17 protein-coding genes are annotated in these 14,168 nt (G+C 38.4%); 6 read left to right on the top strand and 11 right to left on the bottom strand.

Annotated features, from left to right (window positions below; genetic code table 11):
• Positions 1 to 531, bottom strand: coding sequence for a DUF4199 domain-containing protein (locus tag ABS768_RS02415; protein WP_408073370.1), 531 nt, complete (start codon positions 529 to 531; stop codon positions 1 to 3).
• 253 nt (positions 532 to 784) lie between these two features.
• Between ABS768_RS02415 and ABS768_RS02410 the strand changes: the two genes are divergently transcribed.
• The 3 genes from ABS768_RS02410 to ABS768_RS02400 all read left to right on the top strand — a co-directional run bounded on the left by ABS768_RS02410 (position 785) and on the right by ABS768_RS02400 (position 2,946).
• Positions 785 to 1,036 (top strand): type B 50S ribosomal protein L31, encoded by a 252-nt coding sequence (locus ABS768_RS02410; RefSeq protein ID WP_035130459.1) that lies wholly within the window; start codon positions 785 to 787, stop codon positions 1,034 to 1,036.
• 163 nt (positions 1,037 to 1,199) lie between these two features.
• Positions 1,200 to 2,375 (top strand): GlmU family protein, encoded by a 1,176-nt coding sequence (locus ABS768_RS02405; RefSeq protein WP_408073369.1) that lies wholly within the window; start codon positions 1,200 to 1,202, stop codon positions 2,373 to 2,375.
• A gap of 10 nt (positions 2,376 to 2,385) precedes the next feature.
• Positions 2,386 to 2,946: a thermonuclease family protein gene (locus ABS768_RS02400; RefSeq protein ID WP_408073368.1), complete on the top strand. Its 561-nt coding sequence runs from the start codon at positions 2,386 to 2,388 to the stop codon at positions 2,944 to 2,946.
• Positions 2,947 to 3,021: 75 nt separating this feature from the next.
• On the opposite strand, the gene ABS768_RS02395 is transcribed toward ABS768_RS02400, so the two are convergent.
• The 4 genes from ABS768_RS02395 to ABS768_RS02380 form a co-directional block, all read right to left on the bottom strand.
• A complete protein-coding gene (locus ABS768_RS02395; protein ID WP_408073366.1) occupies positions 3,022 to 3,459 on the bottom strand; it encodes a PepSY-like domain-containing protein in 438 nt (145 codons plus the stop codon).
• A 69-nt stretch (positions 3,460 to 3,528) separates the two neighbouring features.
• Positions 3,529 to 4,794, bottom strand: coding sequence for a sensor histidine kinase (locus ABS768_RS02390; protein ID WP_408073365.1), 1,266 nt, complete (start codon positions 4,792 to 4,794; stop codon positions 3,529 to 3,531).
• Positions 4,795 to 5,466, bottom strand: coding sequence for a response regulator transcription factor (locus ABS768_RS02385; protein WP_408073364.1), 672 nt, complete (start codon positions 5,464 to 5,466; stop codon positions 4,795 to 4,797).
• Between the two features lie 102 nt (positions 5,467 to 5,568).
• Positions 5,569 to 7,179: an ABC transporter substrate-binding protein gene (locus tag ABS768_RS02380; protein WP_408073363.1), complete on the bottom strand. Its 1,611-nt coding sequence runs from the start codon at positions 7,177 to 7,179 to the stop codon at positions 5,569 to 5,571.
• Between the two features lie 87 nt (positions 7,180 to 7,266).
• Here ABS768_RS02380 and mtaB point away from each other — a divergent pair, with 87 nt between their 5' ends.
• Positions 7,267 to 8,622 (top strand): tRNA (N(6)-L-threonylcarbamoyladenosine(37)-C(2))-methylthiotransferase MtaB, encoded by a 1,356-nt coding sequence (gene mtaB, locus ABS768_RS02375; protein WP_408073362.1) that lies wholly within the window; start codon positions 7,267 to 7,269, stop codon positions 8,620 to 8,622.
• A gap of 55 nt (positions 8,623 to 8,677) precedes the next feature.
• Here the strand turns inward: mtaB and ABS768_RS02370 are convergent, their stop codons facing one another.
• Genes ABS768_RS02370 through ABS768_RS02350 form a run of 5 tightly spaced genes read right to left on the bottom strand, consistent with a single transcriptional unit; the run spans position 8,678 to position 11,644 of the window.
• Entirely contained in the window at positions 8,678 to 9,211 is a 534-nt protein-coding gene (locus ABS768_RS02370; protein ID WP_408073361.1) for a DMP19 family protein, read from the bottom strand.
• A gap of 39 nt (positions 9,212 to 9,250) precedes the next feature.
• A complete protein-coding gene (locus ABS768_RS02365; protein ID WP_408073360.1) occupies positions 9,251 to 9,886 on the bottom strand; it encodes a class I SAM-dependent methyltransferase in 636 nt (211 codons plus the stop codon).
• 6 nt (positions 9,887 to 9,892) lie between these two features.
• Positions 9,893 to 10,609: a 3-ketoacyl-ACP reductase gene (locus tag ABS768_RS02360; protein WP_408073359.1), complete on the bottom strand. Its 717-nt coding sequence runs from the start codon at positions 10,607 to 10,609 to the stop codon at positions 9,893 to 9,895.
• Between the two features lie 19 nt (positions 10,610 to 10,628).
• On the bottom strand, positions 10,629 to 10,916 hold the full coding sequence (locus ABS768_RS02355) for a GNAT family N-acetyltransferase (protein WP_330442098.1): 288 nt from the start codon (positions 10,914 to 10,916) through the stop codon (positions 10,629 to 10,631).
• 5 nt (positions 10,917 to 10,921) lie between these two features.
• Positions 10,922 to 11,644 (bottom strand): pirin family protein, encoded by a 723-nt coding sequence (locus ABS768_RS02350; protein WP_408073358.1) that lies wholly within the window; start codon positions 11,642 to 11,644, stop codon positions 10,922 to 10,924.
• A 118-nt stretch (positions 11,645 to 11,762) separates the two neighbouring features.
• On the opposite strand from ABS768_RS02350, the gene ABS768_RS02345 reads away from it, so the two are divergent.
• Both ABS768_RS02345 and ABS768_RS02340 read left to right on the top strand, forming a co-directional pair.
• Entirely contained in the window at positions 11,763 to 12,431 is a 669-nt protein-coding gene (locus ABS768_RS02345) for an alpha/beta hydrolase (RefSeq protein WP_408073357.1), read from the top strand.
• 49 nt (positions 12,432 to 12,480) lie between these two features.
• Positions 12,481 to 13,386, top strand: coding sequence for a lytic transglycosylase domain-containing protein (locus ABS768_RS02340; protein ID WP_408073355.1), 906 nt, complete (start codon positions 12,481 to 12,483; stop codon positions 13,384 to 13,386).
• A gap of 36 nt (positions 13,387 to 13,422) precedes the next feature.
• On the opposite strand, the gene ABS768_RS02335 is transcribed toward ABS768_RS02340, so the two are convergent.
• Positions 13,423 to 14,121, bottom strand: coding sequence for a TlpA family protein disulfide reductase (locus ABS768_RS02335; RefSeq protein WP_408073354.1), 699 nt, complete (start codon positions 14,119 to 14,121; stop codon positions 13,423 to 13,425).
• Positions 14,122 to 14,168 lie beyond the last annotated feature (47 nt).

Genomic DNA, 14,168 nt, shown 5'->3' with positions numbered 1-14,168 from the left:
TTATTGCTCGTGTGTTGGATTTTTTTTGAATGCAGCGGCACATATAAGGCCAACAACAGAATAACCAAGTATTGAAATTGCCAGACCTTTTAGTTGTGAGGCGACTCCAAAACTATCAGCTTTTTCCATTTCGTCAACCATTTTCTTTATATCCTCTGTGCTACTTCCAAAACTTTGAAGAGTTTTTGCTGTTGATTCAATAATAAGATCCATTACAGTTGTTTTTGCAGAAGGATCAATTACATTAAATAATAGTATAACAAATAATGTAGAGCCTAATGAGCCTATTACTATAGTTAAAAAATATGCTGTAAAGGCTTCTTTAAAACTTATAAAACCCTTTAATGAAGCTTTTGCTTTTGCTATAGCTATAATCCCAAGAACAATAAAAAGGATCATTTTAATAATGTTAATCCATGGATTAACAAAAAGATTTATATCAACTGTATATTGAATCGTTATTAGTGCTATTAAAAGTATTCCCAGAATAATACCGAAGTTTACGCCATTCTTTTTTATTGCTTCTTTCATTGCTGTTGTTTTTTGATTTGGTTTATTTAATCTACAAATATACTAATTACTCTATAATGAGTAGCGAAAAACAAAAAGTGTTACAGTCAAAAAAAATAATTGTAATGATTTGATTTTAAAAAAATAATTGTACTTTTGCGCTCTGAATTGAAAAGATTTAAAAACTAAAAAGCTGTGAGGCGTTTACACCTTTCCTGAAAGAAGGGAAGCCGCGAAATAGTTTTGCAGCCAGAACAATACAAAATTTACAAAGATGAAAAAAGGTATTCACCCAGAGAATTACAGATTAGTAGCATTCAAAGATATGTCTAACGACGATATTTTTATCACTAAATCTACAGCAGATACAAAAGAAACAATTGAAGTGGACGGAGTTGAATATCCGGTAGTGAAAATGGAGATATCAAGAACTTCACACCCTTTCTACACTGGTAAATCTAAACTTATCGATACTGCAGGACGTATTGATAAATTCAAAACTAAATACGCTAAATTCAAAAAATAATTTTTGGATTTATCTATCATACAGAAAAGCCTTCCGTTTACGGAAGGCTTTTTTTTATTTGTAAGTATTACAATTACTACTGCCTGCCCGTTAAGAAACTTTTTTATTGAAAAGATTTGATGTAAATTCGTGCTGTTGCTTTTTAATGCTAAACACCACAGTAATGAATTATATATTATTTGACGGAACGGTGCGCAACGCCCTGTTACCTTTTACCTTTACTAGGCCGGTGGCCGATATACGTGTGGGAATACTTACCATACGTGAAAAATGGGAAAAATACCTGGGCTATACCACAACTACGCTTACCGAAGAGTACCTTATGGATAAATATCCTATGGTAGAGATGGAGGAGAATATAATGATCAATGCATCATTCCTGCCAAATGAGGTGCTTGTCGAAATGGTGCAGAGCCTTGAAGAAAATCAGGCTATATTTTATGGAGACGAGATAATTGCCTTTTATACTAAAGATACTCAGGAAGAGGTGGATTTTGACAGCTATGAGGCGATTGAGTATACCGAAGACTGCCTGCGTGTTGAAAATCCGTGGGATATATTCAAAAATAATGATGCTGCGATAAGAGAAGATTTTGAGCTTCTTACTGCCGACAGGGTTTCTCAGCCTATACCGTCGAGCGTTAATGTTATTGCTGCCGAAAATATATTTATTGAGGAAGGTGCTAAACTGGAGTTTGTAACCCTTAATGCCTCAACCGGACCTATATACATAGGTAAGGATACCGAGATTATGGAGAACTCTGTAATCCGTGGGCCATTTGCGCTTTGCGAAGGAGCACAGGTAAAACTGGCAACTAAAGTATATGGTGCTACAACAGTTGGACCTCATTCCAGAATTGGTGGAGAGGTAAACAATTCAGTGCTGTTTGGTTATTCTAATAAAGGGCATGATGGTTTCTTAGGAAACTCGGTTCTTGGGGAATGGTGTAATATTGGTGCTGATACCAATAATTCTAACCTTAAAAATAATTATGAGGAAGTAAAACTGTGGAGCTATGAGAAGGAAGGTTTTGTGAAAACCGGGCTTCAGTTTTGCGGACTTATGATGGGTGACCACAGTAAATGCGGAATTAATACTATGTTTAACACCGGTACGGTAGTAGGGGTAAGTGCTAATATTTTCGGTAGCGGATTCCCTCGTAATTTTGTGCCGAGTTTCTCATGGGGTGGTGCATCCGGATTTACCACCTACATTACCAAAAAGGCTTTTGAAACGGCTCGTATAGTAATGTCAAGACGCCATGTGGAGTTTACCCCGGAAGACGCTGCGATACTAGAGCACGTTTTTGAGGAAACTAAAAAGTGGAGAAAAGAATAATTGTATTGATTTGAATAAACGCAATAAAAAATCAAAATATAGTATAGGAAGCCTGCTGTTACTGCTGGCTTTCTTTTTTTATTTTGTATTCGTAAAAAACGGTAGCCTACCTGATTTAGAATCAAAGCCTAAAACTGAAAAGGAAGCGCCGTTATCTCAATTTACGGGTAAAGTTGTTAGTGTTAGTGACGGAGATACCTTTAAGGTTTTATACAAGGGTAAAAAAGTGAAGGTTCGCTTATTGGATATTGATTGCCCCGAGACTAAACAAGCGTTTGGCAGTAATGCTAAAGATTTTGCCAATAAATTATGTTATGGGAAAATGGTTACTGTTGACCCAAAAGGCGGGAAGGATCAGTATGGACGTGTGTTAGGTTATATATATGTTGATGATACCATTAATGTAAATGCTCTGTTAGTAAAGGAAGGCTTGGCCTGGAGGTATAAATATTCCGATAACGAGGAATTTAAGAAGCTGGAAAATCAGGCTCGTATACAATATAAAGGATTATGGGCTCAAAAGAATTCTATTGATCCGTGGGAATGGAGAAAGCTCCATAATAAGAAATAAAAAGGCTGCCAACAGGCAGCCTTTTTTATAAAAAGAATATCAAGAATAATCGAGGTACTCATACCCGATTTGTTTTTAGTCGTCCAGTCTTAAAAATTTACCGTTGTTGTCAAACTCCAGTTCAAGGTCGTTTAAAAGCTCTACTTCATAACCCCAGCGTTTTTTCTCAGCTTTTTCAACTCCCTGTCCTTTGTAGTTTTTACGAATGTATTCCATAATTACTTTTGGTAAAACGGTGTCAGGTAATGCATAGCCGTTTCCGTCAATTTCCTTGCAGTTGCCCTTTGCATCAAATTCCATTTCTACACCGCCTGTCATTACCACTTCATATTCCGTTTCTATTATGTCTTTATCTTCTATTACATAAGACGGAGCCTGATTGGGGAAGTTTTGGGAAATAAAGGTTTTTGCTGTAGATGGCAGGTCATTAAGGGTTATTTTTCGTTCCTGTCCAAAAGCAGAAACAGTGAAAAGAATAATTAATAATGTCGAAAGTCTCAAAAGTGTTTCCATAACTATATGTTTTTATTTTATAGTACAAGTTTATAACCTGAATCTGGAAACAATTGGGAAAGTAAATCTTTAAGGGAAAATAATCCTGAAAATATGTTTTTGGTTGTATTCGTACTCCACCTTAAGATTGTAGTTTGAAGCGATAGACTGTACAATGGCAAGCCCCAGCCCGGTGGACTGTTCGTTTAAAGTACTGCGGAAGAAACGGTCAAAAATTTTGTTTTTATCAAGAGGAGTTTCTCCGGTATTTAGGAATGTTAGCCTGTTTTTGTCGGCAATAATTTCAAGACTGCCACCGGATTTGGTATGTGTAATGGCATTTTTAAGCAGGTTGTTTACCAACGTTACTGCCAGTCCCTTATTCATGGTAAAATTGAGTTGGGCAATATTGATGGTATTAACCGTTACTTCCTTATAATCGGCAAAGTCTCTAAACTCTTCGGTAAGCTCATTTATCAAAGCGTTAAAGTCAATGTTTTCCTCTTCCTCAAACTGCCTGTTCTCAATTTTGGAAAGCATGAGTAACGATTTGTTAAGACGTACCAGTCGGTTTAGGGTATCGTTTATTTTAGAGATTTCAATAAGCTGCTCTTCATTCAGATTATTGTTTTCTGCCAGTAGTTCGAGTTTGTTAAGGCTTATAGCAAGTGGAGTTTGCAGTTCATGAGAGGCGTTTTCTATAAACTGCTTCTGACTGCTGTATACCGTTTCGTTTTGTTGCAGTACCTTTTCCAGTTCCTGTCCCAGTACTTTAAATTCGGAAACAGGGGAGGTAGGGGCTTCAAACTTAACGCCCGATCCAAGTTTGAAACTTTTAAGCCTCTCCAGCATTACATAAAAGGATTTCCATACCTTTCGAAGAATGAAATGGTTTAGGAGTGCAATACTTACTACCAACATAATATAGAGCGCAATCAGGGCTGTCATTAAGTCTTCGAGCAGTTCGTCTTCCTCTACTATAGAGGCACGAATGGTTAACTTGTACGGATTGCCGTGCCTGTCATTAAAAACGGTTTTTAAAAGGCGGACGGGTTCTTCGTCATCATCATACTCCATATACTCGAAATCAGAGGAGAACTTATCTGAAAAATCATAAAGTGGGCCTTTAGGTAACGGTTCTACCTTAAATTGGTTAATACCATATTCCCTTACATTTAGTATATCATCGTTAGCGTATGATTCCCTAATAATAAGAATCTTGGAGTTTTTGAGTCCGTCATCAATATTGTCATACACCTCGTCCAGTATAACCACGTAGTAAAGGCTTGCCCATAAGGCTATAACTGCCAGTAAGGCTATAATAAGGTAGCGTAATGTATAATAACGGAGTTTCATTTATGTCATTTTATAACCTATCCCGTAAACCGACTGTATGTCGGCTTCGGCATTGTTGTCCTTAAGTTTTTTGCGAAGGTTTTTTATTTGAGAATACACAAAGTCAAGATTATCGGCCTGATCGGTATAATCGCCCCAAACCGATTCGGCTAGTGCTGTTTTATTGATAAGTCGGTTAGGGTTTATCATAAAATAGTAAAGCACATCATATTCCTTTCGGTTAAGCGTAATGGAGTTGCCGTTTATAAATACTTCGCGGTGTTCGGGAAGTATTTTAATATTGCTCCACTCAATGGCATTATTGCCGTTATGGCTTTTTCGTCTTACTGCCGATTTTATTCTGGCATGTAGTTCGGCGAGATGGAAAGGTTTTGCAAGATAATCGTCGGCACCAAGATCAAGACCTTTAACCTTATCATCAACGGCATCTTTTGCCGAAATGATTATAACGGCATCACGGCGTTTCATATCCTTTAGTTCCTTAACCAGGCTAAGGCCGCTTCCGTTAGGGAGCATTATATCTACCAATATGCAGTCGTAATCATATCCGCCTATTTTTTCCATTCCGGAAATGTAGTCGTAGGCAGTTTCTACAATGTATTTTTCTTTTTCAAGCGATTGGGTTATGGTGTCCCTAAGATTGGCTTCGTCCTCTATTATTAGAATCTTCATTCTGTCATTCAATTAGGTATATCAAATATACGCATTTGGAATCCCAACATAATTCCAAATTTGGAAAGAATTGGGAATTTCCGACAGAATGTAGGTGTTGCATTATTCTTTTTCTGCTTTTTTAACCCTTTTAAGTGTAAGCAGGTTTAATGGGTTAATTCCCAGTCCGCTTACATCTTTTCCGGTAAATCGGGCAGCCTTGTCATAAAACAGCGCTATTACAGGAGCTTCTTCCATAACAAGTGCATCCAGTTGTTTGTAGATTTCCTGACGCTCCTTATCATCGGTAATCAGGAACGTTTGTTCGTAAAGTCTGTCGAATTCCTCGTTTTTAAAGTGTGTATAGTTTGGCCCTCCCGGAGAAAAGTTCTTGCTGTAAAAAAGGGAAAGGTAGTTTTCGGCATCGGGATAATCAGCAATCCAGCTGGCTTTAAAAAATGATGTTTTTCCGGTAGAAATAGCCTGTGTTAGGGTAGATGGCGGATTCACATCTACTTCCACATTTAGTCCTATTTTTTGCCATTCGCGTTGCAGATATTCGGTTATATCGAGGTATGAGGCACTGGTGCTGATTTGTATTTTAGGATTATTATCGCCCGTATCAGCCCTGTAGGAAGCTACAAGTTCTTTTGCCTTTACAGGATTGTAATCATACCCTTCGCAGCCGTAACCTCCAAGTCCGGTTGGTATCATTCCGTTTATGGCAGGGGTACCCATACCGTTTCTAAGATACATAATCATTTTGGCTCGCTCAAAACCATAATTAAGTGCCTGCCTTATTCTTTTATCCTTTACGGCGGCATCGGGTCCGTCCAGCCTGAAACCCATATATTCGGTATTAAGGTAAGGTCCGGTAATCATGTTTACCCTATCGGCATATTTAGGTTGTAGCTGCCCTTTTGGAGTAAGTATCTCATCTTTATAGGATGGGTCAAGTCCCGAAACAAAATCCAGTTTTCCCTGTGCAAATTGAAGGAAACCACTTTGTTTATCGGGTAAAAAGGTAATGGCTACCGCTTCAAGGTAGGGCAGGGAGTTGCCTTGTTCGTCCTTTTCATAGTATAACGGATTTCTGCGAAGTACCAGTTTTACATTTTCTTCCCATATTTTAAACTGAAAAGGGCCTGTGCCGATAGGGTTTGCCCTGAAATCATAACCCTGTTTTTCAAAAGCTTCATGGGGCACTACCGATGCATATTTCATGGTAAGTAATCCTAAAAAGGCAGGGAAGGTTTTGTTAAGTTGTATTTGGAAAACCGAATCGTTTACGGCATGGAATGTTTCTACATTTTGCAGTATCCATCTGCCCGGTGCGGCTACGTTTTCATCTAATAATCGGTTAAGGCTATAGGTAAAGTCGGCAGCTGTTACGGTACGGGTACTGTCACTGCCAAATAAATCGCTTTTATGAAAATATACATCATTTCGCAGGGTAAAGGTGTAGGTCTTTCCGTCTGGCGATATTTCCCATTTTTTGGCGATGTCCGGTTTAATGTTCAGGCTGTCATTCAGTTGTACCAGTCCGGTAAACATCTGGTTACAAACCCAAATGGATGGCCTTATGCGTGAGAAAGCCGGATCGAGCGAGTTTACGGCAGCATTTTCGTTATACCTGAAAACAAGATGATCGCGGTTTTGGCTTTTGTCGCCAGAGCAGGATGTAAAAAGGAGAAATAAGCAACAAATTGATATATAGGTTATTATTGATTTCATCAAGTCGATTTTTGTATGTAAATTTGCAACCTCTTTTTTGTAGAGGTAAATATAATTAAAGTTACTGCTTTACAAGGAGCTTATACAATGGAAAACAGGAAAAAAGTCGCTTTTTATACTTTAGGATGTAAGCTGAATTTTTCAGAGACATCTACTATTGCCCGCAACTTTCAGGATGAAGGATTTGATCGTGTTGAGTTTGAGGATGTGGCAGATATATATGTTATCAATACCTGCTCGGTTACCGAAAATGCCGATAAGCAGTTCAAACAGATAGTAAAGAAAGCGATAAAGAAGAATGATAAGGCTTTTGTGGCAGCTGTAGGGTGTTATGCACAACTTAAACCCGAAGAACTTGCAGCAGTAGACGGTGTAGACCTTGTACTTGGAGCAACAGAGAAGTTTAAGATTACCGATTATATAAACGACCTTTCCAAAAATGATATGGGCGAGGTGCATTCCTGCGAAATATCAGAGGCCGATTTTTATGTAGGCAGTTACTCTATTGGCGACCGTACCCGTGCCTTTTTAAAGGTTCAGGATGGTTGTGACTATAAGTGTACTTACTGTACCATTCCGTTAGCAAGAGGTATTTCACGTAGTGATACTCTGGAAAACGTACTTAAGAATGCTAAGGAAATATCTCAACAGAATATTAAGGAAATCGTACTTACCGGTGTAAACATAGGTGATTATGGTAAGGGTGAGTTTGGCAACAAAAAACACGAACATACCTTTTATGAACTGGTACAGGCGTTAGATAAAGTAGATGGAATTGAGCGTTTAAGGATTTCGTCTATCGAGCCTAACCTGCTTAAAAACGAAACGATTGAGTTTGTATCGCAAAGCCGTACGTTTGTGCCACACTTTCATATACCGTTACAATCAGGGAGTGATGATATTCTTAAGCTAATGAGAAGGCGTTACCTGCGCCACGTATATACTGAGCGCGTTGCTAAAATAAGGGAAGTAATGCCGCATGCCTGTATTGGGGTTGATGTTATTGTAGGTTTCCCGGGTGAGACCGATGAGCATTTCCTTGAAACCTATAACTTTCTTAATGAACTTGATATTTCGTACCTGCATGTATTCACTTATTCTGAAAGGGATAACACTCCGGCAGCCGAAATGGATGGGGTAGTGCCAATGAATGTGAGAAGTAAACGAAGCAAAATGCTTAGGGGACTTTCGGTTAAAAAGCGCCGGGCGTTTTATGAAAGCCAGATTGGTACAACCAGAACCGTACTTTTTGAAGGGGAGAACAAGGAAGGATATATTCACGGATTTACCGAGAACTATGTAAAAGTTAAAACACCTTGGAACCCTGAGCTAGTTAATACGCTACACGAAATAAACCTGACCAAAATTGATGAGGACGGAATTGTAAGGATGGAGTTTGTAAACCAACCTGTGGAAAGCGTTTCCATTTCCGGAGAAATATAAAAAATCAATATTCATATAAAAAACATCCCTGCTTGTAAGCAGGGATGTTTTTTTATTATCGCTCTATTTTTTTACCAATAAATTTTTCCAGTTCTGCATACATATCCTCTATAGAGAGTACTTTCAAATCCGGGTGATTTCTTAACCACTGCGCATTAAGAGCTACAAGTGCTTCGGGTATTTCAAAATAAGTATCGTCGTCTATTTTTTGCTTCACAGGGCTTTTACCAAACTCCTGCTTCATAAAACCGTCAAACTCCTTGCGGGTAAGAGAGTCGATCTTTTCGGTTTGCATCCTGAAGTAATCCAGATGTGCCTGCGAGCCTACTTTTTCAAAACCTTCTTCCAGCACTTCGTTAAGTTCGTCAGTCCACTGTGAGTGGTAAACAAACTTAGCAAAACCATCGGTGTTTACATTTGATGTATAGTAATCAAGATAGTAGCTTATAAGTGAATCAGGGTGTATGTCTTCGTCCGAAACCCCTTCTTCACGAAGCAGGTTAATTACAGCAATGTTTGAGTTTAATATGGCGTTAGTATCCTCGCTGTTAAAAGCATTTTCGGAAACAATTATCTTATCAAATTTCATATGTGTCTTTGTATTATTTACTGCAAAAGTAATAATTACTTATAATTCCAGTATTACGAGTCTTTTTTCTATAGTCAACTTTTTGAATTTCAGCTTTTCCCTAATCCATTCCAGGGCGTTGTGATGGTACATAAAAACATGAGTATGATCGTTTTTGTAATACCAACTGCCAAAATCTCTTTCCTCATTAAACAAGTCAGTCATCAGGTAAAGTTTTCCGTTAGGGAGTAGCAGGTTTTTAAGGAGCTCAAATTCTTTAAGCGGTTCTTTAAAATGTTCGGCTACTTCGGTACAGGTTATATAGTCATACTGTTTTTGAAGCAATGCAGGATTGTTATGGAAAAACAGGTCATACTGCTCTATGGTATATCCGTTATCCTGTAAAACCTTAACTATAGGCGACCCGGTTCCCGAACCAAAATCCAGTCCGCTATGCTGAGGAGTGAAATCCCTTAGTACGGCATTAGTAGCAGGGCTAACAAAGTTTTGGTAACCGGTATCTTCGGGATTGTTATTGTGGTGTTTGTAGTGTGCTTCTTCCTGCTGCGTGGTTAAATAGCTCTTTGGGTGCAGAAAAACAGAAAGGCAAAGGGAGCATTGTAAAAATTCCCTTTGCCCATGTGTGTAAAAGCTTTTAGATGTACCGTTGCATAACGGGCAGTAAAGGCTTTCCATATATTTTTAAGGATTAGTAGACCAAATTCCGCTTTCCTTGATAAATACCCTGCGGTTTAGCTTAAGCTGAGCAACAATAACCTCGGCAATATCTTCTGCCTGCATTACTTTCTCAGGGTTACCGTCTGTAAGGTTCAGGTCAATAGCCATATCTGTAGCAACAGTACTTGGTGTAAGTGCAGTTACCCTAATGTTGTGTTTACGCACTTCCTGCATCAGGGATTCGGTTAGTCCCATTACAGCAAACTTAGAAGCACTGTAGGCACTTGTCATAGCAGCACCTTTAAGTCCGGCAGTAGAAGAGATATTTATAATGTCTCCTCCCTGTTGTTCAATCATGCCCGGCAGTACTGCTCTTGTTGCATAATAGATACCAAAAAGATTTACTTTGATGATATTCTCAAAATCTTCAGGAGTCAGGTCAAGGAATTTACCAAACTTACCTATACCTGCATTGTTAATAAGAATATCTATAGTTTTGAATTCGGCAAGTACAGTATTTACCGCTTGGTTAACTGATTCGATATCGGCAATATCAGCAGTAACAACAATAGTTTTTACACCATAAGGCTCAATTTCTTTGGCAACCTGCTCTAAGTCGGTTTTAGTACGGGCCAGTAAGGCTACATTTACCCCTTCGGCAGCCAGTGCAAGTGCTACGGCTTTGCCAATACCTTTCCCTGCACCTGTAATAAGCGCATTCTTTTCTTTTAAATTTTGCATTATATTAATTAATAGATGTTTAGATCCTTATTCCGGGAGGAAGCATTTCCTTATACCCGGGGTTCTTTTTGAAAAAAGCAGCAATTTTTGGATATGTAGGTACTACCCTTAACCTTTTTTCTTCAGCAATCGCTAAGATTTCTTTTAAAAAATCCGAAACAATCTCATCATCTTCATCAATTCCTTCCGGCACATTAATTTTAGTCAGGAAAATTTTTCGCTCCTGTCTGGAATATTCAACCGACATCATTTTGTCGTCAACCGTTGTTTCAAATTGTCTTGAGAATTCGTTGTCTTTAATTTCCATGGTTTTTAGTTAAACTTCATGGGAACCTCGATTACCAGTATCTTGGACTGCTTGTTTGTTTTGATTTCAAAATTTTCAAACTCTACAATGCCATAGGCATCTCGCTCCCTGATGGTTTCATTATTAATTTCAACCTCTCCTTCTATAAGGAAAAGATATACTCCGTTTTCGGGGATTTTTAAATCATAAGTAATAGTTGTGCCGGCCTCAAAAATGCCAAGGCTCAAAAATGCCTGTTGGTAAATCCATAGTGCATTTCCGTCGTTTTTATCTTCAGGCGACACCACTGTAACAAATGAATTTTTACTTGCTTCCAGGTCAAACCCCTTTTGGTCGTAACGGGGAGTAACATTATCTTTTTCGGGAAAAATCCATAATTGCAGTGTTTTGGCTTCTTCAGTCTCACTGGCATTCATTTCGCTATGCTGTATACCGGTACCTGCACTCATAACCTGTACTTCGCCAAATCTTACGGTTTCCTGATTACCCATACTATCCCTATGGGTAAGCCCACCTTCAAGAGGAATGGTTATAATTTCCATATTATCATGAGGATGGGTGCCAAACCCGGTGCCTCCTGCAATGGTGTCGTCGTTTAGTACACGTAGCATACCAAACTGAACCATGTCAGGGTTATAATAGTTGCCAAAAGAGAAAGAGAAGTTGGCTTTAAGCCAGCCATGATTTGCAGTTCCTCTTTTGTTTCTCGGAAAAAGCCTATGCCTCATAAATTATTGATAAATTAAAACGATGTGTATTCCAATGAATGGATAAAAACTTTAATTTTATACAAATTTCGTAATAAAATTTGATAAAACAGGCTGTTTAAGCGTTAAAACTCAATAAATGAACAAAATCCCTGTATATTTTATGCCTGGACTGGCTGCAAGTCCGAAGATTTTTGAAAATATAAAACTGCCTGAAGACAGATTTGAAATGTATTATTTAGAGTGGATAATGCCAAAACCTCATGAACCGCTTACAGAATATGCTAAAAGAGTTGCTGCTAATATAACGCATGAAAACCCGGTACTCATAGGGGTGTCATTTGGCGGGATACTGGTACAGGAAATTTCCGGGATTATTAATGCAAGGAAGGTGATTATTGTATCGAGCGTTAGGTCCAGTCTTCAGTTCCCCAGACGAATGCGTTTTGCTAAGATGACAAGAGCATATAGGATGTTTCCTACTTCGCTTATGCAAAAGGTAGACTGGCTGGCTAAAGTTTCTTTTGGTAATAATATGATTACCAGAAAGCTTAATTTATATGAAAAATATATGTCGTTTAGGGATAAGAAATATCTCGATTGGGCGTTTGAAACTGTAATAACATGGAACAGGGCAGAAGTTGATGAAAAGGTAGTACATATACATGGTACTGCCGATGAGGTTTTCCCTGTACGTTACATTCATAATTATATTCCGGTTAAAGGGGGTACACATATAATGATTGTAAATAAATACAAATGGCTTAACGAGAATCTCCCTCACCTAATTGAAGGGGAAAAGGAATGATTTTTGTAATTTTACTTAAATAATTAAAAACAATATAAAACTAACTAAAATGGACTGGATGAAGAAAGCCGGAGTTATAGCTTCGGTGATAGTAGTGGGAGGGGCGGCAATACATACCGCAACAGATAATAAGACTGAAAAATCAGTATCGCAGGAAACTGCTGCTGAGTTTGTATATCCTTTTCCGGCTCAGGCCGATTTTGCCGGTGAAGCTGTGCCTTTAAATATTATTGATGTTCATGAAAGGCTGGACAGGGAGCTTATGGTTAACGCGAACCTACATGCTTCTACCCAGCTGGTTATTAAAAGAGCTTACAGGGCTTTTCCTGTAATTGAGCCTATATTGAAAAAATATGGTGTGCCGGACGATTTTAAGTATCTGGCAGTTATTGAAAGCGGACTGGTAAATGCGGTTTCTCCTGCAGGCGCGAGAGGGGTATGGCAGTTTATGCCGGCCACAGGGCGTGAGTATGATTTGGAAATTAACGATTATGTAGATGAGCGTTATCATCTTGAAAAATCTACTGAAGCGGCCTGTAGGTATTTGGTTTCTGCAAAAGCCAGACTGGGTTCATGGACACTTGCTGCGGCTTCTTACAATGGAGGTGTAGCCGGAGTGAGCAGACAAATTGATTTTCAGCAGGCAGATAATTACTATGACCTTTTGCTGACAGAAGAGACATCACGTTATGTATTCAGGATACTGGCGCTTAAAGAGATTATGAGCGATCCGTTGAAGTATAATTTCAGGCTACTGCCAAGTGATATGTATCCGGTAATTCCGGTAAGGCAGGTAGAGGTAACTTCTTCAATTCCTGATTTGGCTGTTTTTGCTAAGGAACAGGGAATTAATTATAAAGTGCTAAAACTTCATAACCCGTGGATGCGAGACAGGAAACTCGATGTGAAAAACGGAAAAACATATACTGTTGATATCCCTACCGAAGGATATTAAGAGGAAAATAAAAAAGGGTGTCATTGGCACCCTTTTTTATTTTCCTGCAAGTGATTCTTTTTTAAGCTCCTTGCCCATTATTATGGTTGATAGCCCGTCGAGGTAAGCATTATAGTTTAAAGCATAGGCTTTTCTGTAAGTGGTTCTTTTAGGAGATAGCTTAATGCCACAACGCCTAATGTCTACAATTTTTTTAGTGTCGTCGAGGTAAAAGCTGGTAGGAAAACCTAAGGTGTGTTTAATAGATGCAATTGCTGATTCGTCATGTTTGTAGGTCTCATGGGCGTAACATACAATAATATTATGGTTAAACTTCCTGGCAACTTTTTTCATATCGCGCCTTTTGTTCCAAAAAACGACGACAAACTGTACATCTTTGCCGTATTTTTTTGCCAGTTTATTTAAAGCCGGAATTTCTCCGGGGCTGGTAACACACCATGAAGCATATGTTATTAATACGATTGGCTTTTTGATTTTGTTTAGCTTTAGTTTTCCGCCGCGTACTTTTTTGAAAACAAATTCGTCAAACCGTGTACCTACAAGCCTGTTTTCTACCAGTGAATCAAAAAGGAATTTGCCTTTTTCAAAATCACCTTTGCGGTAGGCCAGTGCACTTTCTCTTTTGTACTTTTTAAGGTCTATTTTGATGGCATCAGAAAAATAGAGACTATCGCTCTGACTGTGTAACAGGAGCGGGAAAAGTATGATTACTGCAAATAGTAATATTCTTTTCATAGGCTTTAACTATTTTATAGTATAAAAATAGTTAAAATTAGCCTAAA

The organism is Flavobacterium rhizophilum, assembly GCF_046000485.1.
GTDB classification, from domain to species: Bacteria; Bacteroidota; Bacteroidia; order Flavobacteriales; family Flavobacteriaceae; genus Flavobacterium; species Flavobacterium rhizophilum.
Note: the sequence above shows the minus strand (reverse complement) of the source record. Positions and strands in the feature narration are given on the sequence as shown.